We start from the raw sequence: 26,500 nt of genomic DNA, 5'->3' as shown, positions 1-26,500 counted from the left end.
TTCTCTAAGCCTGCCGGTCCCTCCAGAATATCACCTGCGTGGCCTCAAAATCAGGTAACACCAATAACAACTGCAAGGAATCTGTTGTGACCCGTCACAAAATCAGCGTTAAACCTGTCGCCATTCTTATTCTCGGCGGACTGCTTGTACTGGCAGTGGCCACCCTTAAACCCAAACCGACGCCAACGCCCGTGGCAACACCGCCGCCGCCCAGAGTCGAGGTCGTGTTCGCATCCCCTTCGCCACAGGCAATCACGGTTAAATCCCAGGGCACTGTGGCACCACGCCGGGAAATCGATCTGGTGGCCGAAGTCAGTGGCCGCATCACCGAAGTGGCTCCCAGCTTTGTCGACGGTGCTTTTGTTCAGGCACACCAGCCACTGATCACCATTGACCCCAGAGACTACAAAACTGCCCTGCTGGGCGCCGAAGCCCGGGTTGCCGACGCCACCCAACTGCTGGCCACCGAAAAAGGTCGCAATCGTCAGGCCCGTCGCGAGTGGCGCGACCTGGGCAATAAAGAGGCCAACGAACTCTTTCTGAGAAAACCCCAATTGGCTGCGGCAGAAGCACAGCTGCAATCGGCCAAGGCGGATCGGGAGCAGGCTCAGCTCAATCTGGAGCGCACCCAGGTGAGCATCCCCTTTGACGGCCGGATCCGTAACACCAAAGTGGATTTGGGCCAGTACGTTACCCCCGGCACTGCCATCGCCAGCGTCTACGACACCAGCGTTGCCGAGATTCGACTGCCATTGACTGATCGCCAGGTATCGCTGGTGGATCTGCCTCTGGGACTGAGCAACAGCCCCACGGCAGGAACCACTGCCGCGGAACCTCACAGCACCGGACCGAAGGTCACCCTCATCGGCACCATTGCCGGTAAACGCTACACCTGGCAGGGACACATCACCCGCACCGAAGCCAGTCTCGATACCCGCTCGCGCCTCTATTATGCCGTGGCGGAAGTGAAAGACCCATTTCGGGTAACCGGCAACTTTCTCAAGAACGACACCATTCAGGCTCCGCTGATCGTCGGTTTGTTTGTGGAAGCCGAAATACAGGGGCGGGAACTGGAAGACGTGATCACGATTCCCCATGAGGCTCTGTTCAAGCGCAATCACCTGTACATTTTGGACACCAACAACCGGGCTCACGAAAAAGTCGTATCCCTGCTGCACACCGATGGTCAGCAGGCCTGGATTCGCGGCGATATTCGCAAAGGCGACGCCATCGTTGTCGGGCGCCAGAGTCTTCTGAGTGAGGGCATGGTGGTCACGCCTCTGCCAGAGAACGACCAGACCACCGAAACCCACCAGCTGGCCAAGGATCAGGCGGCCGCACTATGAACAGAATCATTCAGTGGTTTATTGACAACCCCATTGCCGCCAATCTGTTGATGATCGTCATCATTCTCGGCGGCCTCAGCAATCTGGTGAATCTCAATAAAGAAGTCTTTCCAGGAGTCCAAACCAACCTGATTCAGGTGCAGGTCCCCTACCCCGGCGCAGGTCCGGTGGAAGTTGAAGAGCAAATTGTGAAACGGGTGGAAGAAGCCATCGCTGATCTGGATGGCATTGAAAAAATCACTTCCACGGCGCGCCTCAATACCGGCTCCGTTCAGGTGGAAGCAGTCAACGGCTACGACTCCCAGCGACTGCTCAACAACATCAAGGCCCGGGTCGACGCCATCTCCACCTTTCCCGCCGATGCCGAAAAACCCATCATTACCGAAGTGCTGTGGCAGACTGAGGTCATGAGCATCGGCCTGTTTGGCGATGTGGATGAAGAAACCCTGAAAAATGCCGGCGAAAAAATGCGCGATGAGATTGCCCTGCTGCCAGGGGTCTCCATCGTCAACCTTAATGCCACCCGCCCGGACGAGATGGCCATCGAAATTTCCGAGCACAACCTGCGCCGCTACAACCTCAGCTTTGAGCAGGTTGTGAATGCCGTGCGTCAGGCCTCGCTGAACCTGCCCGCCGGCATCATCCAGTCGGACATTGGCGACATTCAGTTGCAAACCCGAGGACAGGCCTATTCCGCCGGCGACTTTGACAGGATTGTCGTCGACAGCAGGGAAGATGGCGCCGAGCTGACTATTGGTGACATTGGCACGGTTACCGACGGCTTCAGCGAAGACAATGTGGTGGCTCACCTGAACGGCAAGCCTGCGGTGTTTCTGGAAGTCAAAAGCTCCGAAGAACCGGATGTGCTGAACATTGCCCGCACGGTCGAAACCTATTTGCAAAACGCTCAGGCCGACTTGCCACCGGGACTGGAGGCAAAAGTCTGGCGGGACTGGTCCGACATGTTTGAAGGCCGCATGAATCTGCTGCTCAAAAACTCACTGTCGGGCCTGTTGCTGGTGTTTATTATCCTGATGCTGTTTTTGCGACCCGCTCTGGCAGCCTGGGTGTGCGTGGGCATTGCCGTGGCCTTCCTGGGCGCTCTGTGGCTGCTGCCGCTCGCCAGTGTCAGCCTGAACATGGTCTCCATGTTTGCTTTTCTTATGGTACTGGGGATCGTCGTGGACGATGCCATCATTGTCGGCGAGAGCATTTATTCGAAGCAGCAAAGTGGCCTGCGAGGTCATGAGGCGGCCGCCGCCGGCGTTAAATCCATCAGCAAACCGGTGTTTTTCGCTGTCATCAGCACCATGATCTTTTTTGCCCCGCTGCTGGCAATACCCGGCTCCATGGGCGACATGAGTTACGCGATTCCTGTGGTGGTGATCCTCGCCCTGACATTCTCGCTGATAGAATCGATGCTGATTTTGCCCTCTCACCTGGCTCACCTGAAGCCCGAGAAACCGACCAACAACCGGTTGCTGAAATGGCTAAAACACAGCCGTGAACATATTGCACTGGGACTCGACCAGTTTGCCGATCGTATTTATCGGCCGACCCTGCTGACCAGCCTGCGCAGTAACGGCGCCACCATTGCCGGTTTTGCGGTGGCCTTTGCCCTGGCCGTAGCGCTCTATGGTGGCGGCTGGATGAAAAAGACGTTTATGCCGGTGGTGGCTTCCGACTTTGTTCGCATTCAGGTCACCGTCCCCGAGGGCAGCCCCTTCAAGACTCAGGAACAAATTATCCATCAACTGGAGCAGAGCGCGGAGCAACTCAAAACCGACCGGACTCTGTTTGCTGGCGACGACGACGGTGTTATTGGAGATGTGCAATCCTGGGCGTGGGAAAACAACGCCCTGGTCACCATCGCCCTCAAACACTCCGACAAGCATGACGTCGCCTCCAGTGAGATCGTCAAACGCTGGCGAGAGCTGGCCGGCGACATACACGACGCCGATCAAATCAAAGCCAATGCCACCCTCAATGAAATCAGTGCGGCCATCAGCCTGCGCCTGACATTGGGAGTCGACGATTACGACATCATGGAACAGGCGATTCAGGAGGTGCGCCAGACTCTGGCCAGCTATTCGGGGGTTTACGATCTGCGCGACTCTTTAACCGCCGCCCGCACAGAGATTGAACTGAAACTCAAGCCCAACGCCGAAATGCTGGGGTTAGGACTGGCGGATATCGCCCGCCAGGTTCGTCAGGGCTTTTACGGCGAGGAAGCACAGCGCATTCCGCGAGGCAAAGAAGACGTCAAAGTCATGGTGCGCTACCCCAGGGATGAAAGAAATAATGTGGATCAACTGCGGGAGATGCGTATCCGCACCAGCGACGGTCGGGAGATTCCACTGGATACCGTTGCCAGTGTTCAGTTTGTCCCCGGTTACACGACTATCGAACGGGTAGATCGAAAGCGCGCCATCGACATCACTGCAGAAGTCGACAGCAGCAAAGGCAACCCGACGATGATTGTGAACGGTTTGCTGCAGGACAACTTGCCCCGCTGGCAACAGCAATACCCCGACTTCCATCTGGGGGTTGCCGGTGACATGGAAAACGAGGCGGAGTTTGTCGGCTCCACAACACGCAACTTCGGTCTCGCACTGCTGCTCATTTTCGGCTTGATGGCCATCGCGTTTCGCTCATACTGGCAACCGGTTCTGATTCTCACCGCCGTCCCTTTTGGCTTTATGGGTGCCGTCATTGGCCACCTGATTATGGGGCGCGAAGTGAGCATGATGTCGATGCTGGGCTTTTTTGCCTGTGCCGGGGTAGTGGTCAATGACAACCTGGTTCTGCTGGATCGCATCAATCATCTGCGGGAAAGCGGCATGGAGGTTTTTGAAGCTGTGGTGCAGGCCGGGCGGGATCGCTTCCGTCCCATTGTGCTGACTTCCGTCACCACCTTTATAGGACTGGTTCCTATTATGGCGGAAACCAGTACCCAGGCACGATTTCTGATCCCGATGGTGATCTCCCTGTCCTTCGGCGTGTTGTTCGCCACCACCGTCACCCTGTTTCTGGTGCCGGGCCTGTTCCTGTTAGGTGAGAGAGTCAAAGCCCGCATGCAGGGAGATAAAGTCGATCGGGGAGCCCTGCCGTTCGAGAGGGATGCCGGTCAGGCAGAACACTCCTCTTAACACCAAAAAGTTCATGAAACAGAAAGGCCGGACAGAGTTCACTCTGCCCGGCCTTCTTCGTCAATCCGTGGTTGACAACCTTAGATTCAAAAAGTCGCCAAGGCCACTTTACCCACCATGACCCACACCACAATGCTGGATCCCAGGTACGCCATAAAGCGATGCTGTACCCGGTTGTAGGAACAGTGCACCAGCGAATGAATCACTCGCAAAATGACAAACGCCCAGGCCAGATTGACCAGCAGACCATCTACCTGCCCCAACAAAAAGGCGGCGATGCACACCACATAGAAAACCACCGGCACTTCAAACAGGTTCTTAAAATTATTCGCCGGTGATTCGACATTATCGGGAATCAACGCGGAAACCTGAGAGGGTGTTTTCAACTGTTCAGCGTCGATCTTCTGAGATACCAGATAAGACATACGACGAATAAACAACACCAGCCACACCACGCCGGTTAAAATCAGCATGGTCAGCAGTGGTTGAAAAATAATGCTTTGAGACATGGAGGCTCCTTACTTGGATGTTGTTATGAGTCAGGCATTTCAAAAGAAAGCCATCATAACAGCAAACAGGGAGCCGGGACGAAGCAGAAACCTTCCGGCGGAGGGAAATACATTCCAGATGAATCAGCGCTTATCGGCAGTGGTAGTGTTTCGCGGACGCTCAGGGCTGATGATCTTAAAGCGCTCGATGTCGCGATCGTATTTTGCCTCGATCTGCTTGTACTGCTTTTCTCGCTCCTTGATTTGCGCTTCGCTCACTCTCAACTCTTCTTCCAACCCCTCCAGAGCTTTCAGAGTAGCCTCGGGTACGGCTTGTCCCATGCGCTCACTTCTGGCCGCCTTTGCCTGCTGGTCAGCAATTTGTGACTTCAGATTCCGAATATTGCCCTTGAGAATTGCAATACTGCCATCCACCTGTACCAGTTTGCGCTTTTTGGCTGCTTCAATATCACGCACAGTGCTGTAACGGCGACGCAACTCTTCATCCCACTGAGCCAACTCAGCCTCACGCTGTCGCTTAAGCTCCATCTGGGTCGCAGCTTTAGCACTGGGCGCCGGCGGTACAACCTTGATCACCTCGCCGTTCGCAGACACGACTTCGTAACCTTTCTGTGCATACTCCGGTGGAATCTGGTGATTAAGCACCGGAATGCCCTGCTCGTTCAGGTAGCGGTAAAAGGTTTTGCCGGACTGTGCCTGAGCCCACATTGACTGCCCCGCCAACACCACCAGCAATGCCATCCCTTTGACAAGATGTGGCACACCGGTAGATCGCCGGAATAGAGTCAGTGTTTTCATAGGTTCACCTGTTTATGATTACTTTATGACTGCTTTTATCAAATAATGCAGCGCCGGAGCTGAACAAAAGCTTAAACCCCGTACTGAAGCCGGTACTCTCGAATCTTGTCCACCATATCCTGCTGGCCGCCCTGCTCCTGCAAAAAGGCAATAATGTCTTCCAGACAGACAATACTGACCACCGGAATACCGTAGTCCCGCTCCACCTCCTGGATCGCAGACAATTCACCCTGGCCTTTTTCCTGTCGATTCAGACCAATCAGGACCGCGGCCGGCTCGGCACCTTCGGCCTTGATGATCGACATCACTTCTCTCACCGCGGTTCCCGCGGTAATCACGTCATCCACAATCAGAATCTTGCCCTGCAGAGGAGCCCCGACCAGACTGCCACCCTCACCGTGATCTTTGGCTTCCTTGCGGTTGAAACAATAGGGCATGTCTTTGCCGTGTTTGTCCGACAGAGCCACCGCCGTGGTCGCCGCCAGCGGAATACCTTTGTAGGCGGGCCCAAAGACCACATCATAAGGCACACCGGAGCTTTCCAGTGCATCGGCATAAAATCGCCCCAATGCCGCCAGTGCTGCACCCGTCTGAAACTTGCCGGCATTGAAGAAATAAGGGCTGGTGCGCCCGGATTTCAAGGTAAATTCCCCAAAGCACAGGGCTTCATGGTCAATGGCTAGCTGGATAAAGTCTCTCTGGTACTGCTGCATCGGTTTGCTCTCGTCTACTCGTCATCACTGACCTGTCAGTCAAACAGCTCCTCCGGAGCCGTCAAATAGAAGGTAATGATACACAGCCACACCACGCTCTGTCACACATCGGGCAGAGTTCTTGCTTGTTCAAAATCATCAAAAGGGCAGAACGCGTATGCCGAACAAAATGCACCCGATGACGTCAAAGCACATTATGTCAGGCTCAATATGGGGAAAACTACCAGCCAGTTCACGAACCGAACTGTGGCAATCCCCCCAAAATGATCTAGTTTTAATGAAGCCTGTGAATTCCCAGACCGGCTTTATTAGCGTCATAGGGAAATAGAATTAACAAAAATAACGAAAGCTCGGGTATCATACGCAGCCTGTAATCAAGGGGCTAACATGCGCATTATCAGTCTTTGTGTTGACGGTATTCACCAGGCGGCACAGCGAGGTCTGTACGACTGGCTCGCCGATCAGGACGCCGACATCATTTGCTTACAAGATTTACGTGCTCAGGAGTACGAGCTGGACGGCGATCCGTTTCAGCTGGACGGCTACTTTGCCTACTTCTTCGACTCCGGCATCAAGCACTACAACGGTGTTGCCATTTACACCCGCCAACAACCCAAGGCCCTGATTTACGGCCTGGGTTTCAGCAGCGGTGTGGATATGGAAGGCCGCTACCTGCAAGTAGATTTTGAACAAATCAGCGTGGGCTCACTGCTCGCGCCTTCCGCCAGATCTGAGAATGAATCTCAGGAAGTAAAAATTCAGTTCTTCGATGACATGCAGGCTCACCTGCACAAAATCACCCGCAAGCGTCGCGAATTTATTTTCTGCGGTAACTGGGCCATGGCTCACAAGCGTGAGGATGTTCAGAACTGGCAGGACAACGACAGCGTCTCGGGGTTTTTGCCTCATGAGCAACAGTGGATGAAACAACTGTTCTCCCAGGTGGGGTATACCGACGCTTTCCGCCGAGGCAACACCGACAAGGACGAATACACTTGGTGGCCCAGCGGTACCGTTGGCAAAGGTGATGGATGGCGGGTTGACTACCAGGTCATCTCCGACAGTCTGGCCAATCGCGTGGAATACGCCACCACTTACAAGACCAAGGAGTTTTCCAGTCATTTGCCATTGATCGTGGATTATGACCTGGAAGTCTACTGACCGGTGGCCGAGAAGGGTTAGATCCCTTTCGCCCGCCCACAAAAAAGGCCGCTGTTGCGGCCTTTTTTGTTGTTCCAGTCAGTCACAGAGACTGACCGACGATCATTCTTATTTAGAGCCTTCCACCATATGGTCAACGGCTTTGTGAACTTCGTCTTCTGAACAACTCATACACAAACCTTTCGCCGGCATGGCATTAAAACCACTCCATGCGTGGGTGTACAGGGTTTCGATGCCTTTGGCAATCCGAGGACCCCAGTCGCCGGCATTACCGTACTTGGGCGCACCCGCAGCACCGGTTGCGTGACAGGTCTGACAGTGCGCTTCGTACACTTCCACACCAGAGCGGGGCTCAGCAGGAGCTGCCGCTACCGGGGCTGCTGCGCAGTCGTCACCGGACATACACACTTCGCCCACAGGCTTCAGGCGCTCTTGCATTTCTTCATTCAGATCAGCACTGACCGCGCCCGCTGAAACCATCACACTCAGGCCAGCCGCCGCCAGCAGGCCCATTGTCTTCTTCATATGACTCACAGTTAAGTCCTCTCCATTTTCGGCATAGGCCCGGTTGGCCAGTAACGGTGCATTATAGACAAAAACCGGCTCAAGAGAAAAACCTTATGACCGCTAAGGGAATCTTTCAGCAACCAGGGGCGGTCAAAATCGTCGGACAGGAGCCATAAATGAGGCAACAGACCGCCAAGAGAAATACGAAATAGCTGACAGAGAAGATAGACAGATGAAGCGTCTGGGCTTTTATCACCCTGCGGGCGCGCTTTGCGCGGTCTCAAAGCTGTCGCTTTGATCGAACCTGGGAGGTTCTCATCGAGCCCAAGACTGAACCATTCATAAAAAACCCCGCTGTGCGGCAGGTGGCTTCGATAGAATTAGGAGGCGGCTGCCAGAGAGGATGGACTGATAAAAGCCTTTGGGCTTTTATCACCCTACGGGCGCGCTTTGCGCGGTCTCAAAGCTGTCGCTTTGATCGAACGGAGGCTCTCATCGAGTCCAGGAGGTACCATTCATAAAAAACCCCGCTGCGCGGGGTCTTTTATGAATGGCGCACCCTAGAGGATTCGAACCTCTGACCTTCGCCTCCGGAGGGCGACGCTCTATCCAGCTGAGCTAAGGGTGCGCAGCGTTTAATTCGCCATCGGCGATTTAAAGCAGGCGCAATGATACGCATCCGGACGGGCTTAGTCTATCCTCAAACCGCGAACAAACACCGATTTGTGTCGCTTATATTTAGGCTGAATCTTCTGCAGCGGCAATCACTTGGCCAGCAATTTAACCAGCAAGGGTGGTAATTTATCACTGATATCAGCCTCCGAACCGACTTCCGGAAACATCCCTGCTCCGGCATCCAGTGCCTGCTGTAAAGCCGGGCCTATTTCAGGCGTCACGGTTTTCGGCTCCATTGGCTCGCCGCACTCGCTGCAACTGAGGACAGGCCTGGCCTTGTGGCCGCAAGTTCGGTGCCGATATTCAATCGGTGCACCCGCCTCATCCGAACACCAGCGAGTACCCCAGTCCCCCAGCGTCAGAATCACTCCGTGTAAATCCAGCCCCTTTTCCGTCAGCCGGTATTCATAGCGCGGCGGACGTTGCTGGTACTGTACTTTTTCCAGAACCTGATTCTCCACCAGCTTGTTCAACCGCTCCGTCAGGCGATGACGACTGACCCCCAACTGACGGCGGAAATCCTCAAAGCGACGCGTGCCCAAAAAAGCATCGCGTAGAATCAACAGCGTCCAGCGATCCCCCACAATCGACAGTGCCCTGGCTATGGAACACACCTGTTGATCAATATCTTCCCAGCGCACTTTGCTTTACTCCTGCTCGGGCTTTCCTGTGTTTGTATGCCACCTTTAAGGCGAATAGTGACATTTCGACCAGTATAGTTTGACAGGTTTCACAATGGAACTTAGTGTTAGTTTCAAAACGGAACCCACTAAATTAGCGCGTACTGACCGCACCACAGAGAGGGACTGAATCATGCCCACCCCCAGCAACACCAAAGTCGCCCTGATTGTCCGCGCAAGAGACACCATCTATGAGGCAGCGGACACACAGTGGATTCTGGAAAACCTGCCCAAGGCCCGTGAGCTGAAACAGCAAGACGGCATCGTCCGGCCCGACGACCTCGCCGACAACTAGGTGCATCTTTATAAACAACCCCGCAATGCCTGGACCTTTGAGCTGGATATTCGCCCCTGGGCCGAACGCTGGTAACCCCACAGGAGACTCCCATGACACAGACACTGGATTTCTACTTCGACTTTGGCAGCCCGACCGCTTACCTTGCCTACAAACGCCTGCAGCAACTGCAACAGCAGTACGATCTGCAAGTGAATGCCATCCCCATGCTATTGGGAGGCGTCTTCAAAGCCACCGGCAACACCTCACCGGTCACCATTCCCGCCAAAGGGAAATACATGCTGGAACAGGATCTGCCCCGCTTCGCCAAGCGCTATCAGGTGCCGCTGACATTCAATCCGTTCTTTCCCATCAACACATTGCAGCTGATGCGCGGCGCCATTGCGGCCGAGCGACTCGGCGTCAGCGCACTTTATATGGAAACCGTTTACGACGCCCTGTGGACACAGGAAAAAAACCTGGGCGAGATGGATACCGTGATCGAATGCCTGCAAGCAAAGGGACTGGATAGCGAAGCGTTATTCACCCTGAGCCAGGATGCCGAAGTCAAACAACAACTGATCACAAACACCGAACAAGCTGTCGAGCGAGGCGCATTTGGAGCACCCACCTTCTTTATGAATGGTGACATGTATTTTGGCCAGGACAGGCTCGACTTTATAGAAGAACAACTGAATTAAGAAACCACTGACCATGCCCGCGCGATGATACGCTTCGCGCGGGCATGCAGGCTTTCATTAATCAGATACTTTTAAAGACGCTACAGAAACGCAATCGCCAGATAACCCAGCGCCGTGACAACAGCAGCCATCAACGCATAGGGAAACTGAGTGATCGCATGTTGCAACGGAGTACAACCCGTGGCCTGTGAGGTTAAGACGGTGGCATCCGAATAGAAACAGGCGTGACTGCCAAAGGTACTCGCCGACAAAGTCGCACCAATCACCAGCGTCATATCCGCGCCCAGCTTATTGGCCAGAGTAGTCACAATCGGCAGCACGATCACAAACACCCCCCAGTTGGAGCCGGTCATAAACGACACCAGCCCCATGCTCAGAAAAATTACCAATGGCAGCATTTGAGCCGTCAGTAATGGCTCCATAACACTCACGACATAAGCGGGTAATCCCAGCGCATCGTTCACATCTTTCAGAATAAAGGCGGCCACCAAAACGGCCAGCGGTTCGATCATGGATTTGAAACCGTCGATGACGGTGTCGAAGGTTTCATGCAGATCCAGCAGTCGCATTCCCAGTATCACCAGCAAGGTCGCCCCAAGCGTAATGTAGATACCGATCAGAAAATCGTTGTCGAAGTACATGGTGGTCGCCACCAGTGCAATCATCGGCAAGACAAACAAGCTCACTCTGGGTTTGATACCGGCCTTGGGCTGAATGGATTTATTGGCTTTCTCGATATGCTCCGCCCCCGGCGGCACCATCAATCCCTGAGAGCTGGCTCGCAACTCGGCCTTTTTCATCGGCCCGATTGCGGGCACCCAGCCATAAATAACCGCGGGCACTAACAGCACGGCCACCCAGGCGTAGAGCATGTAAGGAATCGCAGAGATATAAACAGAGAGGCCCTGTCCTTCTTCTGCTATACCGTTGGCCACCAGCAAACCACCAAAGAAAGCCCCCCAGGTAGAATAGGGAATGATCACGCTGATTGGCGCAGCTGTGGAGTCAACGATATAGGCCAGTTTCTCCCGAGACACCTTAAACTTGTCCGTAAGATCGCGCATGGCCGCACCCACTGCCAGCGAGTTGAGGTAGTCATCAACAAACATCACAATGCCGAGACCCCAGGTGACAAAGAGCGCACTTTTTTGGGAGGTCACCCAGCGTTGCAGCGCGGCGGTGAACGCAGTGGCGGCTCCGGTGCGAATCAGCAAACCAATCAGGCTGCCCATAAAGCCACACACCAGAATGACCCAGGCCACATCCTCGTCGGTTAAAACCCGCAGTGAGGTTTCCGCCAGCCCCGAGACAAAACCCAGGCCATGCAGAATCACCAACCCCAGCAAGGACCCTGTAATCAGGGACTCAATTGGCCGACGAGTCCAGACGGCCATCACAAACACCAGCAGTGTGGGTACCAGTGACACCACCCCGTAATCCGCTAACCCCATACAAAAACACCTCAAAAAAATTTTTACCGACACGCAAAATCAGGGCCACCCGGCAAACGGGGCGGACAAAAAGCTTCGGCATGAAAATAAAAGATGCCTTATCCGGTGGCCAGAGGCTGTGGACACAGACTGCGGGAAGGACGAGATTGCACCGGAGAGAACGCAGCATTGTAAGCGCAGTTTTTGCGTTGGCGCTACTGTTTCTGAATCATCCCAGCCCGAGAAGCCTGTTTAAAAAGCAGCGATCCCTTTATCGGACTGATCCATCACGACCAAACCCAAACGGGACATTTACAGTCCCGCTTCACGGGTGAGATTCCTCACCCCATCCGGACCGATATAAATATTGTCTTCAATTCGAATCCCACCATAGGGCATCAGCGCATCGACTGCACTCCAATTGACCCACTGCCCTTTTGCTGAATGTTTTAACGGCTCTAATAAAGCAGGAATAAAATACAGACCCGGCTCGATGGTAAACACCTGCCCCACTTCAACGGGACGAGTCAAACGCAGATAAGGGTGCTCCGGCGGTGGGGGCAACTCGGTTCCATCCAGCGACTGCATCCAGCCGCCGCGATCGTGAACCTGCAAGCCGAGCAAGTGCCCAAGACCGTGCGGAAAGAACGCCTGCGTCAGCTGCTCTTCGACGGCCTGTTGCGGCGAGCAGCGGATCAACTCAAACTGTTGCAGCACCCCTGCCAGCTGAGTGTGAGTCCAGCGATGCAAATCCAGATAAGCCTCCCCCGGACGAATGCGTTCCACCACAGACTGTTGCAACTGCTCCATCGCGGCAATCAAGTCGGAGAAAACACACTGTTCTGCCGAATAGGTTCGACTGATGTCAGACACATAACCGGCCACACTGGCGCCCGCATCAATCAGAAAAGAGTGTGACTGCGCCGGAGGCTGACGCCGCTTTTGCGTGTAATGCAATACCGCCGCGTGGTGATTCAGTGCAATGATATTGCCGTAGGGCAGCTCCTCTTCCAGATGACCACTCGCCTGCAGGTACGCCATGTGGATATCATATTCTGAGCCACCCTGACGAAAGCACTGTTCCGCCGCACGATGCCCGGACACGGCTTTTTCAGTAGCCTGCACCATGCAAGCCACTTCGTAATCACTCTTGTACGCCCGCCGATAATCCAAAGCCGCCAGCAGGTCTTGTGGGTTTTGCTCTGTGCTCAGATCGGGGGAATCCTGCGCTTCGCCAATAAAGGCCATCTTCTGGGCACCGGTTTTCTGCAGGGCAGCTGACAATTCACGGGGTGCGGCGATCACATGCACCCGAAACGCCCGCTGCACGGCCTCATCGTCCAGCTGATTCACCTGATGCCAGATATCCCGCGGCTGATTAAAAAACAGCACAGGCTTGTCGTCACCAGGCTTCAACCAGACGTAAGAGCCCGGCTGATCCAGCAGCGGCAACCAGGCCTTAAAGTAGGGATTCACCTTGAACGGGTAATCCACATCATCGCGGAACGGATGCAGAAGACTTCCCGCCGCAATCAACAGACCGTCGAATGACCCGGCCTCCAATAACTGGCAAACCTGATCAAACTGCTTCTGAATATGCACCTGATACAGGTGCTCCAAAGAAGACGGAACCACTCTTAACTCCCCAGACACAACCAGCCAACGCTCTTCGAACCGGCCATTGATAAATAAAACACCCGACTAACCAATCGCCGGGTCTATTTACCCAGAAAAAATCTGGATTTTTTACAACTTATCACCAACACTGATAAAAAGTACTTATCAAGCACTCAGAAAACCTGAATTGGACACTCGCCCACCGGCCGCAGAGAATGGCGAGCGTATCTTCGATTCAGTGTTTGTTATTAGTAAGGAAGGCCTATGTCCGCCCCACTCACGTCAACCTCAGTCACGCCTAGTGAAATGCGCGCCAGAATTCGCTCTGGCGAACACACCGGCAACACTTCCGGCTATTGCGAAGGCTTTGTGCAAGCCAACGTCGCGATTCTGCCTAAAGACTGGGCGGCCGAATTCCTGCAATTCTGCCAGCTGAATCCCAAGCCCTGTCCCATTGTGGGCATGGCCGCCAACCCCGGCGATACTAATATAGAAGGTATAGGCCCGGATTTTGATATTCGCACCGACGTGCCCAGCTACCGCATCTGGAAAGACGGCGAGCTGACCGGCGAAGTCAACGACATCCGCGACATCTGGAATGACGAACTGGTAACCTTTTTGATCGGCTGCTCCTTCTCGTTTGAAGAGGCGCTGCTGTCTGACGGCCTGGAAATCCGCAACATCACCGAAGGCAAGAACGTCCCCATGTACGACACCAACATTGCCTGCCGCCCCGCCGGCCGCTTTCATGGCAATATGGTCGTCAGCATGCGTCCCTTCAAGCCTGCAGATGCCATTCGCATGATTCAGATCTGCTCGCGGTTTCCTTCCGTTCACGGTGCTCCAGTGCACTTTGGCGACCCCAAAGCCATCGGCATTCACAATATTGACCAGGCAGATTACGGCGATTCCGTGACCATCAAAGACGGCGAGTACCCGGTATTCACTGCCTGTGGCGTCACCCCGCAGGCCGCCATCATGGCCGCCAAGCCGCCATTCTGCATTACTCACAGCCCCGGCTGCATGGTCGTGACCGACCTCCCGAACAGCCGTCTGGCTATTTTGTAACAATCGTACAGACAAGACCCTCTACTGAGAAGACATTGATAAGGAGCAGACAATGCCACTGCTATTGAACTGCGATCTGGGCGAGAGCTTCGGCTCCTGGACCATGGGTATGGACGCTGCCGTCATGCCCCACATTGATCAGGCCAACATTGCCTGCGGCTTTCACGCCGGCGATCCGCTGATCATGACCAAAACCCTGGAACTGGCCAAAGAACACGGCGTGAGTGTTGGCGCTCACCCTGCCTACCCCGACCTGGTGGGCTTTGGCCGCCGCTCCATGAATTGCTCCGCCGATGAAATCAAAGCCAAGGTGATGTACCAGACCTCGGCACTGGCTGGAATGGCTCAGTCCATGGGGCTGAACCTCGATTACGTCAAACCCCACGGTGCGCTCTACAACGACATGATGGCGAAAGACCATGTTCGTCACGCCATCATGGATGCCATTGCCAGCTTCCACCTGCCCATTCGGCTGATGCTGCAAGCGACTCCTCAGATGGAGCAACACCGCCAGGAAGCGGTTGAGCGCGGCATTAAACTCTACTTTGAAGCCTTCGCCGACCGCTGTTATGACGACGACGGCAAGTTGCTTGCCCGCACCAAACCTGGCGCAGTCCACACCAAGGAAAAGATGCTCGAACAGGTTAGACAACTGAACGAACAGGGCACCATCACCACCGCCAGCGGCCTGATTCTGCCTCTGCAAGCCGACACTCTGTGCGTGCACGGTGATAATCTGGAAGGTGTACAGGCCATTGAAGCGATTCGGGAACTGATCAAATCATGAGCTCCAGTACATCCACCAAGACCAGCACCCCAATGAACATTTGTGTTGCCGGTGAAAGCTCTCTGATCATCTATTTCGGCAACGAAACCAGCCCCGAAATTTCGGCTCAGGTTCAGCAAACCGCCCAGCGCCTCCCTGAACTGATGGGCGAAAGCCTGGTCGATCTGGTGCCTTCTTACGCCTCACTGCTGGTGCTGTTTAACCCGCTGCTGACCGATGAACTCCATGTGCGTCAGGCCATTGCAAAAGCCACCCAATCCATCGCCTCCGCGGAACAGTCCGAAGGCCATCTGGTGGAATTGCCGGTGTACTATTCTGAAGAATCCGGCCCTGACCTGACTGCGCTGGCCGAGCGTGCCCAGATGAGCGTCGAAGACGTGATCAAGCTGCACATGAGCACCGAGTACCGCGTCTACGCTATCGGTTTTGCGCCGGGCTTTGCCTACCTCGGTCAGGTGGATGAGCGCATCGCCGCACCTCGCCTGTCGACACCGCGACAAAAGGTGCCCAAGGGAGCCGTTGCCATCGCCGATCGCCAGACTGCGATTTACCCCGCCGTGTCGCCGGGTGGCTGGAATCTGATTGGCCTGTGCCCCACCCCCATGTTTGATCCCGATGCCGAACCCACCATGCCGGTTTCGGTCGGCGACCGCGTGCGCTTCAAAAGCATCAGCCGGGAAGAGTTTTTGTCACTCGGCGGCGAGCTTCCCGATCAGCCATCCACTTCACAGGAGGCCAAATCGTGAGCGTGAAGATTTTAAATCCCGGCATTTTGTCTCTGCTGCAGGATGCGGGACGTTTTGGACAACACCAGATCGGTTTGACCAACGGCGGCCCCATGGACCCGCTGGCATTTCACTGGGCCAACCGCCTGTGCGAAAACAACGATGCTGCTGATGTCTACAGCAACGCCACCACCATTGAAGTCAGCATTGGCGGCTTCAAAATGCAGGCCGAATGCACAACCCGTGTTGCAGTGACCGGTGGCGAGATGCCGCTGACCATCAACGGCGAAGAAGCGGAACGCTGGCAAACCCACACACTGAACAGTGGCGACACACTGGAACTCGGTTACAGTCAAAACGGCTGTCGCGCCTACATTGCGGTCAGTGGCGGCTTTCAGGTGGCTCCGTCTTTTGGCAGCAGCGCCACCGTCGTACGTGAAAGCCTCGGCGGTCTGAACGGACAGGCCCTGAAAGCCGGAGACATCATTCCCTGCGCAGAAGACAGCAGCACACAATGCTGGTCTGTGCCCGCAGATGAACGCCCGCAGTACAGCAGCGAAGTGACACTGCGAGTCATTCCCGGCTATCAGCAGGACACCTTCAATGCGGTGCAGCAACGTCTGTTTTTCCACAACACCTTTGAAGTCAGCGACCGCTGCGATCGCATGGGCTATCGCCTCACTGGGCCGCAGGTTAAGTCCGACATTGAAGGCATCCTGTCGGAAGGGATTTGCCTGGGCGCCATTCAAGTTCCCGCCGACGGCCAACCCATTGTGCTGATGAACGACCGCCAGACCATTGGCGGCTACCCGAAACTGGGCTCAGTGCTGTCGCTGGACCTGGCAAAACTGGCGCAGCTCATGCCCGGCGGAAAGGTCAACTTTACCGCCATCAATATTCACGACGCCCACAACGCACTGCATCTGGCACACAGCCGGTTTACGCGTGCCCAATTGAACACCGAGACAGTTTGAACCAGACCGAGACACTATGAACCAGACCGCGATTGATGAACAAACCCTAAGCCAGCAAATCGAAGACCTGCTGGTCGCGAGAAACCCCCGCGGCATGAAAGAAGTACAACCCGCGCTGACGCCCGGCTACTATCGCCGTGCGGCTCGCCTGATGCGCGACGTAAAGGGCACGGTACTGATCGGCACCGGCTTTCCGGTGGTCGACACCTTTGAAACTGACGGCCCGGTTGGTGCAATCGCACTCTATAACGCACTGGAAACGCTGGGTGCAAAACCGGTCATCGTCTGCGGACCACCGCTGTCTACCTCCATGGCCGATCAGTTTCGCGTTCACGAAATACAAGTGGGCCCACACAGCAACCGGGAACAGGAAGCGCAACAGGCTTTGCAACAGTTGCAACCGGAACTGATCATCTCCATTGAGCGTCCTGGACAAGCCTCCGATGGCAACTACTACAATATGCGCGGCGAAGACATCAGCCCGCGCGCAGCCTGCTTTGACACCTTTATGCAGCAAGCCAGCTGTCCGACCATTGCCATCGGCGACGGCGGCAACGAAATCGGCATGGGTAACATTCAGGATGCCCTGAAAAATCTGGACATTGTGCCCGCAGCCACCACCTGCAGCGAACTGGTGATCGCCGATGTGTCCAACTGGGCAGCCCATGGGTTAATCGCACTATTGGGCTGGTGGAATAAACAGGATTTGCTGGCGGACATTGACCCGCTGGCCATTTTGCAATATTTATCAGAACGCGGAAGCGTTGACGGCGTCACTCGCCTGAACGAGCTGACCGAAGACGGCATGCCCGCCTCAGAAGGCATGCAAGTGATACAGGAACTGCGCAAGCTTACCGGCTTTTAAAACCCGATTCGTCATTGCCTCCCTGCGAAGCGATGACGTTATGTAAACCAGATTGACGAGCGCCAACACCATGCGGATCAGAAACTTAGCGACCTTTGTCAAAGTGGCTCAACTGGAAAGTTTTCACGCCGCGGCGCGTCAGCTGCACGCCACCCAGCCAGCCATCTCTGCCCGCATTGCGGCTCTGGAAACCGAGCTGGGCGTCAAACTGTTTATCCGCGATACCGGTGGCACCCGCCTCACTTCCCGCGGTCAGCAACTGCTGCCCTATGCCGAAAAGCTGGTGTCCATCAGCCGCGAAATGAAAAACCAGATCAGTGAAGATGTGCCCGAGACAGGCACCATCAAGATTGGAATCGCCGACACCATTGCGCATCTGTGGGTCGGCCCGCTATTGAGTCACTGGCACGAGCAGTTTCCACTGATTGAGTTTGAAATCGCCGTCGACGTATCCAGCCACCTGCAAAAACAACTGGAGAATCACGAGCTGGACCTGGCCCTGATGGTCGCCCGCGAGCATTCCCACACCACCGTCAGTCAGCCCCTGTGCAGCTACAGTCAATGCTGGGTGGCCTCTCCGGCACTGCTTGATACCCACCCCAGTCTGAGCGGCACACTGGAACTGGATCAACTGGCCCGCTTTCCGATTCTGAGTTTTCCCCGCGGCACCCACCCCTGGCAATACCTGCACGATCTGTTTGCCCCACTCAACGATCGCCGCCCCATGCTGCACACCTGCAGCTCGGCTGAAAGCCTGTTGACCCTCGCTCGCCAGGGATTGGGCATCACCCTGTTGCCGCGCCCTCTGGTGGCGGACTACCTGAAGCAGGAACAGCTGATGGAGCTGGGCACCACTCAGGAAGCTCCGGAACTCAGCTTCTGCTGCAACTGGCGAACCGACGACGACCGTATCCTGCCGCGATTGCTGGCCGACAGCAGCCGGGACATTATCGACTAGCTACCGACACAGGAGTCGCCAGTCAAAAAAACTGGCACCAAAACCTGCAGACACAGGTCAAACCAGCCGTTTCCACCAAAACAGGCATTTTCGCAGTGAAATCCACTAAATCAGGGCCGGAATAATCGATTTTACTCCAGGGCCTTATGATAAAGTTTGCCCAATTGATAAGCCTTATTAGTCAGCTGGCGCCCGACTCTACAGCGGGACAACCAGTCTGACTCACAACCGATGTATAGAGATAGAACCCATGAGTATTGTATTTTTGAATGACGCGTTTATGCCAATGGAAGAGGCAAAGATCTCTCCCATGGATCGTGGTTTTTTGTTTGGCGATGGCATTTACGAAGTGATTCCATCCTATGATGGTCAGCTGGTGGGTTTCGCTCCACACATTGAGCGCATGAACAACGGCATGCAGGAAATCGGTATCGACTTCTCCTGGCCCCTGGAAAAGTGGCGCGAAGTCTGTGAAAACCTGATCGAAAAAAATGGTAGCGGCAATCTGGGTATCTACCTGCACGTCAGTCGCGGCGCCGACACCAAACGCTTCCACGCTTACCCGGAAGGGGTAGCGCCAACGGTTTTCGCTTTCGCCTTTGAAATTCCTGCCGCACCGGTTGCCGACAAGCAACAGGTTAAAGGCTACAAGGTCAGCACCACCCGCGATCTGCGCTGGGAACGCTGCCACATCAAGTCCACCGCACTGCTCGGTAACGTCATGCACTTCCAACACGGTTTTGCTCAGGGCGCAAACGAGACCCTGCTGTACAACGCCAACAACGAGCTGACTGAAGCTTCCGCGTGCAACGCCTACATCGTCAAGGACGGTGTGGTTGCCACACCACCGCTGGACAATCAGATTCTGCCGGGCATTACCCGTTTCATGCTGCTGGACATACTGAAAAAAGACGGCTCTATCAAAGTGGAAGAGCGCGTTGTCACCATGGACGAAGTCTTCAATGCTGACGAAGTCTGGGTAACCTCTTCCTCCAAAGAAATTGCACCGGTCGTCGAAATTGATGGCAAGCCTGTGGGCAATGGCGAAGTGGGCGATGTCTGGCAAGCTGCCCAGACTCTCTACAGCGCCAGCAAGCACAACTACTGATCCACTGGCTGAGAGTGAAAGACGCGTATGAGCCGTCCCGCCAAAGCCATTGTTGATCTGGCCGCTGTTCGCCACAACTATCAACTGGCTCAAAAATTGACGCCCAACGCTCAGGCTTTGGGCGTTGTTAAGGCCAATGCATACGGTCACGGTAGCGTGGCTGTGGCTAAAACACTGGAGCCACTGGCTCCTGTGCTGGCTGTTGCCTGTATCGAAGAAGCTGTCGAACTGCGCCAGGCGGGAATTGTAAAACCGATCCTGTTACTGGAAGGCGCTTTCGAGGCCGAAGAAATTATCACCGCCAGAGATCAAAATTTCTGGCTGATGGCCAGCGGCATCGAACAGGTTGAGATGATTGCCAAGGCCAATCTCGATGAAACCCAGGGTAGTGCTCTGACCGTTTGGTTGAAAGCGGATACCGGCATGCATCGCCTGGGCCTGACCGGCGAACAGGTAAAAGAGTCCTACGCAAAACTCAAGGCTTTGCCTTACGTGGCCGATGACATTGTTATCGCCACCCATTTTGCCGCTGCGGACGAACTGGACAGTGACTTTACCTCGCAGCAAATTGACTGCTTTGCTTCACTGACAGAAGGCCTGAACACTCCGGTAAGCCTCGCCAATTCCGCCGGCATCCTGGCTTGGCCGCAGGCACACGGCAACTACACCCGCCCGGGCATTATGCTTTACGGTTCATCCCCGTTTCCGGAGCCGCAAGTCAACGCGGATCAATTGAAACCGGTGATGACACTCGAGTCGGAAGTGATTGCAGTACGCACCATCGAAGCGGGTGAAACAGTCGGCTACGGTCGCAGCTGGACGGCACAACGACGCTCAACAATTGCAACCGTAGCCATTGGCTATGGAGACGGTTACCCACGGCAAATGCCCAACGGTACCCCGGTATTTATTAACGGCCAGCGCGCCGAACTGGCCGGTCGCGTCTCCATGGACATGATTACGGTCGACGTCACCGACATCGGCACTGTTAATGTAGGCGACAATGTGGAATTATGGGGACACAACATTCCACTGAACGAAGTTGCCAGCTGTGTTGGCACAATCAGTTATGAACTGGTCACGCGTATGCCTTTGCGCACACCGCGACTGTACATAAACGAAACCTGAAAACGTAAACACTGAAAACCGTTTTTTACTTGTACGAATCAGCATTGTTTTACTCAAGCACAATGCCTTACAAATGAAGAGCCGCTTTCAGACACGAACCGCAAACATTCAACAGGCAATCCCTGGATGTTTAGCAAACGGGTCACAAGCCCAAAGCAGGAGTTTATATGTTGTACAAAGGCTATTTTTCACTGGCTCACTGGTCTAACGCCGGCGAACAATTCTGGGTTCGCTACTGCGCCGTATTCCAGGCTGACTTTTTTCAAACCGGTGGCGCCGTGCTGCGCAAACTGGCTGCGAAAAAAATGCAGGAACTCAATGCCGGTGGCATCAGCATTGAAGACCTGGATGTGATTTCCGACAAGCCGTCTGACAATGCCGAACAGATCGACTGTGTGGGAATTTATTCCCGTGCCGACAGCGGCAACGAGCGCATCGAATTTCGCATCTGACAGCTATGAGTGGGTTAAAGCTCTGGCAATCCCTGCGGGAGCTTCCAGTCATCTGAAAGCCCAAGAGCCGCACAGGCGCTTGGGAATCTGAAGTGCTGACATGTGCAGACTCCGGCAGGTGGCCGCGACCTCACCGGCTTTCACACACATCACCCATGCCCTCTGGCGATACGGAAAACGTTTCTTGAGCTTGTGAGCTTGATACCAGACGGTATCGGCAAGAGATAAAACAGGGAATAGTTTTCGGAAGGATCAACGCCGACATCCCTATCGACGTTTCCAGATATCAGCGCTGGGTAATACCCTGCTGCAGTGCCGATGGCAGTTCCGGTTCATCCGCGAAGGCTTCCCCCAAATCCAGGGAGCTACCCACAACGCCGAGAACAAACACCACAACTGCGATCGTTAGTACATCAACTTTCATTTAAAACCCCCTAAGACCCTTCTTTTTTTGTTGTTGTCTAGAGCGAAGAGAGCAAGTTTTATACCGAATAAACATTAAAACGCCAAGCCTTTCACTACTATTAGTTCTGAGAGTTGTATTTTATGGCAAACACCCACTTCGACAAGGGTCTTTATGCTCAAGTGGGACGCAGCGCACAGAGTGTGTAAGCGCTCACATACAGAAAGCTGTCGTTTTATACCTTTGCAGATGTTTTTGAGAGGGTATTTGACAGTTTTGTAATAGCAGCTACCTGCTGGCGGGTGGCAAAACAAGAATGATGAAAACGACACGACAGCCGCCGCCCCAAAACGGGGCGAGCGGCACAGGCTGTATTCAGGACGCCCCAAAAGGGTGACGGTTCAGAACCAACACATCAGCCTAAAAAGAACTGATACGCCTCGTTCTGGGTTTCGTCCCAGTAACGGTAGCCCAACTCAGCCAGAAACTTATCCACTTGCTTGTGCTCTTCTTTCGGCACCTGCATACCCACCAGCACTCGGCCGTAAGCGGAACCGTGGTTGCGGTAGTGAAACATGGAGATATTCCAGCGACCCGCCAGTTTCGACAGGAAATTGAACAGGGCTCCGGGACGCTCGGGAAACTCGAAGCGATACACCTTTTCGTTATCCACTTGCGGGGCATGGCCACCGACCATGTGACGAATGTGCATCTTGGCCACGTCGTTATCCGTCATGTCGACCACTTCATAGCCTTTATCCACCAGCCCCTGAACCAGGTTTTGACGATCTTCGTGGTCCGGAGAAACCTGCACACCAACGAAAATTCGGGCATCGCGATCATCCGCATAGCGGTAGTTAAATTCGGAGATATTGCGGCTCTTGCCCAGATCCCGGCAGAACGTCTTGTACGAGCCGGCTTTTTCCGGAATGGTCACCGCAAGAATCGCCTCGCGCTTTTCACCGATCTCGGTGCGCTCGGAAATATAGCGCAGACGATCAAAGTTGGTGTTGGCGCCACTGGTGATGGCAATCAGGGTTTGATTTTCGACGCCCTGTTCGGCAACGTACTTCTTCAGGCCAGCCAGAGCCAGAGCACCGGCGGGCTCGGTGATGGAGCGGGTATCCTCGAAGACATCTTTAATCGCCGCACAGATTTCATCGGTGTTGGCGGTGATCACGCCGTCAACCGTGTCTTTCAGCACACGATAGGTTTCCTTGCCAATCTGTGCCACCGCGACACCATCGGCAAAAATACCCACCTGCGGCAGCTTCACCCGGCGCTTGGCTTCCAGTGCGGCCTTCAGACAGGCGGCGTCTTCCGGCTCGACGGCGAACACCTTCACGTCGGGACGCACATACTTGATATAAGCCGCAACACCCGCGCACAGGCCACCGCCGCCAACCGGCACGAACACCGCATCAATATGGGCGGGATGCTGACGCAAAATCTCCAGCGCGACCGTACCCTGACCGGCGATCACATCCGGATCATCGTATGGATGGATGTAGGTCATGCCCTTTTCTTTCACCAGCATCTGCGCATGCGCAGATGCTTCATCGTAGGTGTCACCGTGCAGGACCAGCTTGGCGCCGCGGGCTTTGACCGCATTCACCTTGATCGCCGGCGTAGTGCGCGGCATCACGATGGTGGCCTTCACCCCCATCTTTGCCGCTGACAGCGCCAAGCCCTGAGCGTGATTGCCCGCCGAAGCACAAATCACACCCGCGTCCAACTGCTCTTTCGATAACTGGCGCAGCTTGTTATAAGCCCCGCGAATTTTGAAAGAAAACACAGGCTGCAGATCTTCGCGTTTGAGCAAAACCTGATTGTTCAAACGTGTAGACATATAGCCCGCGCGATCCAGTGGAGTCTCAATCGCAACGTCGTAGATACGAGCATCGAGGATTCGCTTGATGTATGACTGAGGCATGGGGTAACTCATTCCGGCGGTCGTGAAAATCAGATGCCTGCCGACCGGACCAAAAAGCCAATCGGTAAACAGCATCGGGTAAAAGGGGCACATAGTAAATCATTGACCCATAAACGGCTATCGACGCAACCGCTGTCCCCGTATAATGGGCGCGAATTTACCACATCCCCCTGACGACACCCGAAAGAAGATCAAAGCCATGACCCAGGACGAATTAAAACGAGCCGTTGCCAAAGCCGCTGTAGACTACATCCAGCCCAAACTCGACAACGACAGTATTGTCGGTGTGGGCACCGGCTCCACCGCCAACTTCTTTATTGACTATCTGGCCGACATCAAAGGCAGCTTTGACGGTGCCGTGGCCAGCTCCGAAGCCTCTGCCGAGCGGCTCAAATCCCACGGAATCCCGGTGTACGATCTCAACAGCGTGGATTCACTGGTGGTCTATGTCGATGGCGCGGATGAAACCAATCCGGCTCTGGAACTGATCAAGGGTGGCGGTGCCGCTCTGACCCGTGAAAAGATCGTAGCCGCCGTTGCCGACGAATTTGTCTGTATTGCCGATGGCAGCAAGTGGGTCGATACGCTGGGCAATTTCCCCCTGCCGGTAGAAGTGATCCCGATGGCCCGTTCCTACGTGGCTCGCGAACTGGTCAAGCTGGGCGGCGACCCGGTCTACCGGGAAAACTGCATTACCGATAACGGCAATGTGATTCTGGACGTTCACAATATGGCCATCACCAACCCCACCGAAACGGAAGCCGCCATTAATCAGATCGTCGGCGTGGTCACCAATGGCTTGTTCGCCTGTCGCCCGGCCGATGTGTTATTGATCGGCCGTGAATCCGGTGTCGAAACCATTCGCGCCTGACTCCAGTCCTGAACCAGGCCTGCCAGGGACGGCAGACTGAACTCAGTGGGCCACCAACATTCGGCCCCCTCAAGACCTGCCGCCTGAAGATAAGAACCCTGTGTCCATAAAGCCCGGCAAACAGGGTACAATGATTCTCATCCAGGCTACGGGCAGTTCAAGTGCCCGTGGCGGCGCAATCAGACAAGTGAAGAGACCATGAGCGAGAAAAAAACCACCCACTTTGGCTTTCAGGAAGTTCCGGTTGAAGAGAAAGCCGGTCGCGTGGCCGATGTATTCCATTCGGTTGCCGCCAAGTACGACCTGATGAACGACCTCATGTCCGGCGGTATCCACCGCCTGTGGAAGCGCTTCACCATTGAGCTCTCCGGTGTGCGCCGCGGCCACAAGGTGCTGGACATCGCTGGCGGCACCGGCGACCTCAGCTACAAGTTCTCAAAACTGGTGGGGCCGGAAGGTCTGGTGGTGCTGGCGGATATCAACGAATCCATGTTGCGGGTGGGTCGCGATCGCCTTACCGATCGGGGCGTCGCCGGCAATCTGGTGGTCAGTCAGGCCGATGCCCAGTTCCTGCCCTTTCCGGACAACACCTTCGATTGCATCACCATTGCCTTTGGCCTGCGCAATGTCACCGACAAGGACCTGGCACTGCGCTCCATGCTGCGGGTTCTGAAACCCGGCGGCCGCTTGCTGGTACTGGAGTTTTCCAAGCCCCAGAGCGAACTGCTGACCAAGGCTTACGATACCTACTCGTTCAAACTGCTTCCGTTTATGGGCAAGCTGGTCACCAACGATGCCGACAGCTATGCCTATCTGGCCGAATCCATTCGCATGCACCCGGATCAGGAAACCCTGAAAACCATGATGGTCGACGCCGGTTTCGCCAATTGTGAATTCCACAACATGACCGGCGGTATTGTCGCCCTGCACAAGGGCACCAAACCTTAAGCACCAACCCTGAACCCATCCCGTCCCGAACACAGGAAACACACGGTTATGGTCGACCCCACACTCAGCGCTGCGGCCACCGCCTCACTGGAGGCAGCAATCAACAAGGCGCTGCACTATGACCCGGCAACCCGCCTGCGCTGCCAGGCGCTGGCGGGCAAAAGTCTGGCCATAGAGATCGCCTTCGCGGGCAAGAAAATTCCCCTGTGTTGCCACTTCGAAGATGACGGCATTGGCATTTCCGCGAATGTCGACGACCCGACCACCTGCCTGCGGGGTTCACTGCCAGGCCTGCTGATGCTGGCCACCAGCGATGGGGTCAATCTCTCCGAAGCCAATGTTGAAGCCTGGGGCAATACCGCACTGCTGGCAGACATCAAACAGATTGCCGGCGACCTGGATCTGGACTGGGAAGAAGCCATCAACGACTGGCTCGGAGATGTCGCCGGACACCAGCTGGCCGAACAGGCCCGCCGCCAGTTCCGCTGGCTCAGGGATCGCGGCCAGAGCGGCAAACGCCTGCTGAGCGAGTTTCTGACCGAAGAATTGCGCGCAATCCCCACTGCCACGGAACTGAAAGGCTTCAGCGATCAGGTGGACAACCTGCGTCTGGCCAGTGACCGCCTGCTGGCACGGTTTGAGCGCCTGCGTGCCGCCAGCAATAAAGACGCTTCTTCCTCTAACCCTACACCTCCCGGTCACAACGCATAAGGACTTTCC

Annotated in this window: 26 protein-coding genes and 1 tRNA gene; 17 read left to right on the top strand and 10 right to left on the bottom strand. The window is 55.1% G+C overall.

Features of this window, described 5'->3' with window-relative positions; translation table 11 throughout:
* The first annotated feature begins 86 nt into the window (after window positions 1-86).
* On the top strand, window positions 87-1,346 hold the full coding sequence (locus KOI40_RS03735) for an efflux RND transporter periplasmic adaptor subunit (protein ID WP_216096129.1): 1,260 nt from the start codon (window positions 87-89) through the stop codon (window positions 1,344-1,346).
* The gene (locus KOI40_RS03730) at window positions 1,343-4,495 is read left to right on the top strand and encodes an efflux RND transporter permease subunit (RefSeq protein ID WP_216096128.1); all 3,153 of its coding nucleotides are present in this window, start codon (window positions 1,343-1,345) and stop codon (window positions 4,493-4,495) included. Before KOI40_RS03735 ends, KOI40_RS03730 begins: the two co-directional genes overlap by 4 nt.
* A gap of 86 nt (window positions 4,496-4,581) precedes the next feature.
* Here the strand turns inward: KOI40_RS03730 and KOI40_RS03725 are convergent, their stop codons facing one another.
* From KOI40_RS03725 to pyrE, 3 genes are all read right to left on the bottom strand, one after another.
* Window positions 4,582-5,004, bottom strand: coding sequence for an MAPEG family protein (locus KOI40_RS03725; protein WP_216096127.1), 423 nt, complete (start codon window positions 5,002-5,004; stop codon window positions 4,582-4,584).
* Window positions 5,005-5,127: 123 nt separating this feature from the next.
* Window positions 5,128-5,802, bottom strand: a complete 675-nt coding sequence (locus KOI40_RS03720; protein ID WP_216096126.1) for a hypothetical protein — start codon at window positions 5,800-5,802, stop codon at window positions 5,128-5,130.
* A 71-nt stretch (window positions 5,803-5,873) separates the two neighbouring features.
* A complete protein-coding gene (gene pyrE, locus KOI40_RS03715; protein WP_216096125.1) occupies window positions 5,874-6,515 on the bottom strand; it encodes an orotate phosphoribosyltransferase in 642 nt (213 codons plus the stop codon).
* A gap of 387 nt (window positions 6,516-6,902) precedes the next feature.
* On the opposite strand from pyrE, the gene KOI40_RS03710 reads away from it, so the two are divergent.
* On the top strand, window positions 6,903-7,676 hold the full coding sequence (locus tag KOI40_RS03710; protein WP_216096124.1) for an exodeoxyribonuclease III: 774 nt from the start codon (window positions 6,903-6,905) through the stop codon (window positions 7,674-7,676).
* 108 nt (window positions 7,677-7,784) lie between these two features.
* Here the strand turns inward: KOI40_RS03710 and KOI40_RS03705 are convergent, their stop codons facing one another.
* The 3 genes from KOI40_RS03705 to KOI40_RS03695 form a co-directional block, all read right to left on the bottom strand.
* Window positions 7,785-8,201 carry a c-type cytochrome gene (locus KOI40_RS03705; protein ID WP_216096123.1) on the bottom strand — a complete coding sequence of 139 codons (417 nt, stop codon included), beginning with the start codon at window positions 8,199-8,201 and terminating at the stop codon, window positions 7,785-7,787.
* Between the two features lie 533 nt (window positions 8,202-8,734).
* Window positions 8,735-8,811 (bottom strand) — tRNA-Arg (locus KOI40_RS03700).
* Between the two features lie 136 nt (window positions 8,812-8,947).
* Window positions 8,948-9,499 carry a winged helix-turn-helix transcriptional regulator gene (locus KOI40_RS03695; protein ID WP_216096122.1) on the bottom strand — a complete coding sequence of 184 codons (552 nt, stop codon included), beginning with the start codon at window positions 9,497-9,499 and terminating at the stop codon, window positions 8,948-8,950.
* Between the two features lie 172 nt (window positions 9,500-9,671).
* Here KOI40_RS03695 and KOI40_RS03690 point away from each other — a divergent pair, with 172 nt between their 5' ends.
* A complete protein-coding gene (locus KOI40_RS03690; RefSeq protein ID WP_216096121.1) occupies window positions 9,672-9,833 on the top strand; it encodes a hypothetical protein in 162 nt (53 codons plus the stop codon).
* A 92-nt stretch (window positions 9,834-9,925) separates the two neighbouring features.
* Window positions 9,926-10,513, top strand: coding sequence for a 2-hydroxychromene-2-carboxylate isomerase (locus tag KOI40_RS03685; protein WP_216096120.1), 588 nt, complete (start codon window positions 9,926-9,928; stop codon window positions 10,511-10,513).
* Window positions 10,514-10,593: 80 nt separating this feature from the next.
* On the opposite strand, the gene KOI40_RS03680 is transcribed toward KOI40_RS03685, so the two are convergent.
* Window positions 10,594-11,964, bottom strand: a complete 1,371-nt coding sequence (locus KOI40_RS03680) for a Na+/H+ antiporter NhaC family protein (protein WP_216096119.1) — start codon at window positions 11,962-11,964, stop codon at window positions 10,594-10,596.
* A gap of 291 nt (window positions 11,965-12,255) precedes the next feature.
* Entirely contained in the window at window positions 12,256-13,578 is a 1,323-nt protein-coding gene (gene pepQ / locus KOI40_RS03675; RefSeq protein ID WP_216096118.1) for a Xaa-Pro dipeptidase, read from the bottom strand.
* Window positions 13,579-13,824: 246 nt separating this feature from the next.
* Here pepQ and KOI40_RS03670 point away from each other — a divergent pair, with 246 nt between their 5' ends.
* The 9 genes from KOI40_RS03670 (at window position 13,825) to KOI40_RS03630 (ending at window position 21,625) form a co-directional block, all read left to right on the top strand.
* Complete coding sequence (locus KOI40_RS03670; RefSeq protein WP_216096117.1) at window positions 13,825-14,628, top strand: putative hydro-lyase; 804 nt, start codon at window positions 13,825-13,827, stop codon at window positions 14,626-14,628.
* Window positions 14,629-14,680: 52 nt separating this feature from the next.
* On the top strand, window positions 14,681-15,415 hold the full coding sequence (locus KOI40_RS03665) for a 5-oxoprolinase subunit PxpA (RefSeq protein ID WP_304504166.1): 735 nt from the start codon (window positions 14,681-14,683) through the stop codon (window positions 15,413-15,415).
* A complete protein-coding gene (pxpB, locus tag KOI40_RS03660; protein ID WP_233710003.1) occupies window positions 15,412-16,161 on the top strand; it encodes a 5-oxoprolinase subunit PxpB in 750 nt (249 codons plus the stop codon). Before KOI40_RS03665 ends, pxpB begins: the two co-directional genes overlap by 4 nt.
* The gene (locus KOI40_RS03655; protein ID WP_369413141.1) at window positions 16,158-17,114 is read left to right on the top strand and encodes a 5-oxoprolinase subunit C family protein; all 957 of its coding nucleotides are present in this window, start codon (window positions 16,158-16,160) and stop codon (window positions 17,112-17,114) included. The genes pxpB and KOI40_RS03655 overlap by 4 nt, the downstream gene beginning before the upstream one ends.
* A 16-nt stretch (window positions 17,115-17,130) precedes the next feature.
* Window positions 17,131-17,979: a DUF4392 domain-containing protein gene (locus tag KOI40_RS03650; protein WP_216096116.1), complete on the top strand. Its 849-nt coding sequence runs from the start codon at window positions 17,131-17,133 to the stop codon at window positions 17,977-17,979.
* 70 nt (window positions 17,980-18,049) lie between these two features.
* Window positions 18,050-18,937: a LysR family transcriptional regulator gene (locus KOI40_RS03645; protein ID WP_216096115.1), complete on the top strand. Its 888-nt coding sequence runs from the start codon at window positions 18,050-18,052 to the stop codon at window positions 18,935-18,937.
* Window positions 18,938-19,187: 250 nt separating this feature from the next.
* Window positions 19,188-20,045, top strand: coding sequence for a D-amino acid aminotransferase (locus KOI40_RS03640; RefSeq protein ID WP_216096114.1), 858 nt, complete (start codon window positions 19,188-19,190; stop codon window positions 20,043-20,045).
* Between the two features lie 27 nt (window positions 20,046-20,072).
* Complete coding sequence (gene alr / locus KOI40_RS03635) at window positions 20,073-21,173, top strand: alanine racemase (protein WP_216096113.1); 1,101 nt, start codon at window positions 20,073-20,075, stop codon at window positions 21,171-21,173.
* A 167-nt stretch (window positions 21,174-21,340) separates the two neighbouring features.
* The gene (locus tag KOI40_RS03630; RefSeq protein ID WP_216096112.1) at window positions 21,341-21,625 is read left to right on the top strand and encodes a hypothetical protein; all 285 of its coding nucleotides are present in this window, start codon (window positions 21,341-21,343) and stop codon (window positions 21,623-21,625) included.
* 286 nt (window positions 21,626-21,911) lie between these two features.
* Here KOI40_RS03630 and KOI40_RS03625 read toward each other — a convergent pair whose 3' ends face one another.
* Together KOI40_RS03625 and ilvA are read right to left on the bottom strand one after the other, a co-directional pair.
* Window positions 21,912-22,049, bottom strand: a complete 138-nt coding sequence (locus KOI40_RS03625) for a hypothetical protein (protein ID WP_216096111.1) — start codon at window positions 22,047-22,049, stop codon at window positions 21,912-21,914.
* Window positions 22,050-22,443: 394 nt separating this feature from the next.
* Window positions 22,444-23,961 carry a threonine ammonia-lyase, biosynthetic gene (ilvA, locus tag KOI40_RS03620; protein ID WP_216096110.1) on the bottom strand — a complete coding sequence of 506 codons (1,518 nt, stop codon included), beginning with the start codon at window positions 23,959-23,961 and terminating at the stop codon, window positions 22,444-22,446.
* 199 nt (window positions 23,962-24,160) lie between these two features.
* Here ilvA and rpiA point away from each other — a divergent pair, with 199 nt between their 5' ends.
* The 3 genes from rpiA (at window position 24,161) to KOI40_RS03605 (ending at window position 26,491) form a co-directional block, all read left to right on the top strand.
* Window positions 24,161-24,832, top strand: coding sequence for a ribose-5-phosphate isomerase RpiA (gene rpiA, locus KOI40_RS03615; protein WP_216096109.1), 672 nt, complete (start codon window positions 24,161-24,163; stop codon window positions 24,830-24,832).
* A 198-nt stretch (window positions 24,833-25,030) separates the two neighbouring features.
* Window positions 25,031-25,780: a bifunctional demethylmenaquinone methyltransferase/2-methoxy-6-polyprenyl-1,4-benzoquinol methylase UbiE gene (gene ubiE, locus KOI40_RS03610; RefSeq protein WP_216096108.1), complete on the top strand. Its 750-nt coding sequence runs from the start codon at window positions 25,031-25,033 to the stop codon at window positions 25,778-25,780.
* A 48-nt stretch (window positions 25,781-25,828) separates the two neighbouring features.
* Entirely contained in the window at window positions 25,829-26,491 is a 663-nt protein-coding gene (locus tag KOI40_RS03605) for a ubiquinone biosynthesis accessory factor UbiJ (RefSeq protein WP_216096107.1), read from the top strand.
* Window positions 26,492-26,500 lie beyond the last annotated feature (9 nt).

Origin of the sequence: Pseudomaricurvus albidus (assembly GCF_018863235.1) — a bacterium.
Classification (GTDB): Bacteria; Pseudomonadota; Gammaproteobacteria; order Pseudomonadales; family Cellvibrionaceae; genus Pseudomaricurvus; species Pseudomaricurvus albidus.
The sequence above is the reverse complement of the archived record's forward strand: the minus strand, read 5'-3'. Positions and strand labels throughout refer to the sequence as shown.

Excerpts from the sequence above, each read along its gene's own strand:
- KOI40_RS03730 (WP_216096128.1), top strand. The coding sequence starts at position 1,343 with ATGAACAGAATCATTCAGTGGTTTATTGACAACCCCATTGCCGCCAAT.
- KOI40_RS03725 (WP_216096127.1), bottom strand. The coding sequence starts at position 5,004 with ATGTCTCAAAGCATTATTTTTCAACCACTGCTGACCATGCTGATTTTA.
- KOI40_RS03720 (WP_216096126.1), bottom strand. The coding sequence starts at position 5,802 with ATGAAAACACTGACTCTATTCCGGCGATCTACCGGTGTGCCACATCTT.
- pyrE (WP_216096125.1), bottom strand. The coding sequence starts at position 6,515 with ATGCAGCAGTACCAGAGAGACTTTATCCAGCTAGCCATTGACCATGAA.
- KOI40_RS03710 (WP_216096124.1), top strand. The coding sequence starts at position 6,903 with ATGCGCATTATCAGTCTTTGTGTTGACGGTATTCACCAGGCGGCACAG.
- KOI40_RS03705 (WP_216096123.1), bottom strand. The coding sequence starts at position 8,201 with ATGAAGAAGACAATGGGCCTGCTGGCGGCGGCTGGCCTGAGTGTGATG.
- KOI40_RS03690 (WP_216096121.1), top strand. The coding sequence starts at position 9,672 with ATGCCCACCCCCAGCAACACCAAAGTCGCCCTGATTGTCCGCGCAAGA.
- KOI40_RS03685 (WP_216096120.1), top strand. The coding sequence starts at position 9,926 with ATGACACAGACACTGGATTTCTACTTCGACTTTGGCAGCCCGACCGCT.
- KOI40_RS03680 (WP_216096119.1), bottom strand. The coding sequence starts at position 11,964 with ATGGGGTTAGCGGATTACGGGGTGGTGTCACTGGTACCCACACTGCTG.
- KOI40_RS03670 (WP_216096117.1), top strand. The coding sequence starts at position 13,825 with ATGTCCGCCCCACTCACGTCAACCTCAGTCACGCCTAGTGAAATGCGC.
- KOI40_RS03665 (WP_304504166.1), top strand. The coding sequence starts at position 14,681 with ATGCCACTGCTATTGAACTGCGATCTGGGCGAGAGCTTCGGCTCCTGG.
- pxpB (WP_233710003.1), top strand. The coding sequence starts at position 15,412 with ATGAGCTCCAGTACATCCACCAAGACCAGCACCCCAATGAACATTTGT.
- KOI40_RS03650 (WP_216096116.1), top strand. The coding sequence starts at position 17,131 with ATGAACCAGACCGCGATTGATGAACAAACCCTAAGCCAGCAAATCGAA.
- KOI40_RS03645 (WP_216096115.1), top strand. The coding sequence starts at position 18,050 with ATGCGGATCAGAAACTTAGCGACCTTTGTCAAAGTGGCTCAACTGGAA.
- KOI40_RS03640 (WP_216096114.1), top strand. The coding sequence starts at position 19,188 with ATGAGTATTGTATTTTTGAATGACGCGTTTATGCCAATGGAAGAGGCA.
- alr (WP_216096113.1), top strand. The coding sequence starts at position 20,073 with ATGAGCCGTCCCGCCAAAGCCATTGTTGATCTGGCCGCTGTTCGCCAC.
- KOI40_RS03630 (WP_216096112.1), top strand. The coding sequence starts at position 21,341 with ATGTTGTACAAAGGCTATTTTTCACTGGCTCACTGGTCTAACGCCGGC.
- KOI40_RS03625 (WP_216096111.1), bottom strand. The coding sequence starts at position 22,049 with ATGAAAGTTGATGTACTAACGATCGCAGTTGTGGTGTTTGTTCTCGGC.
- ilvA (WP_216096110.1), bottom strand. The coding sequence starts at position 23,961 with ATGCCTCAGTCATACATCAAGCGAATCCTCGATGCTCGTATCTACGAC.
- rpiA (WP_216096109.1), top strand. The coding sequence starts at position 24,161 with ATGACCCAGGACGAATTAAAACGAGCCGTTGCCAAAGCCGCTGTAGAC.
- ubiE (WP_216096108.1), top strand. The coding sequence starts at position 25,031 with ATGAGCGAGAAAAAAACCACCCACTTTGGCTTTCAGGAAGTTCCGGTT.
- KOI40_RS03605 (WP_216096107.1), top strand. The coding sequence starts at position 25,829 with ATGGTCGACCCCACACTCAGCGCTGCGGCCACCGCCTCACTGGAGGCA.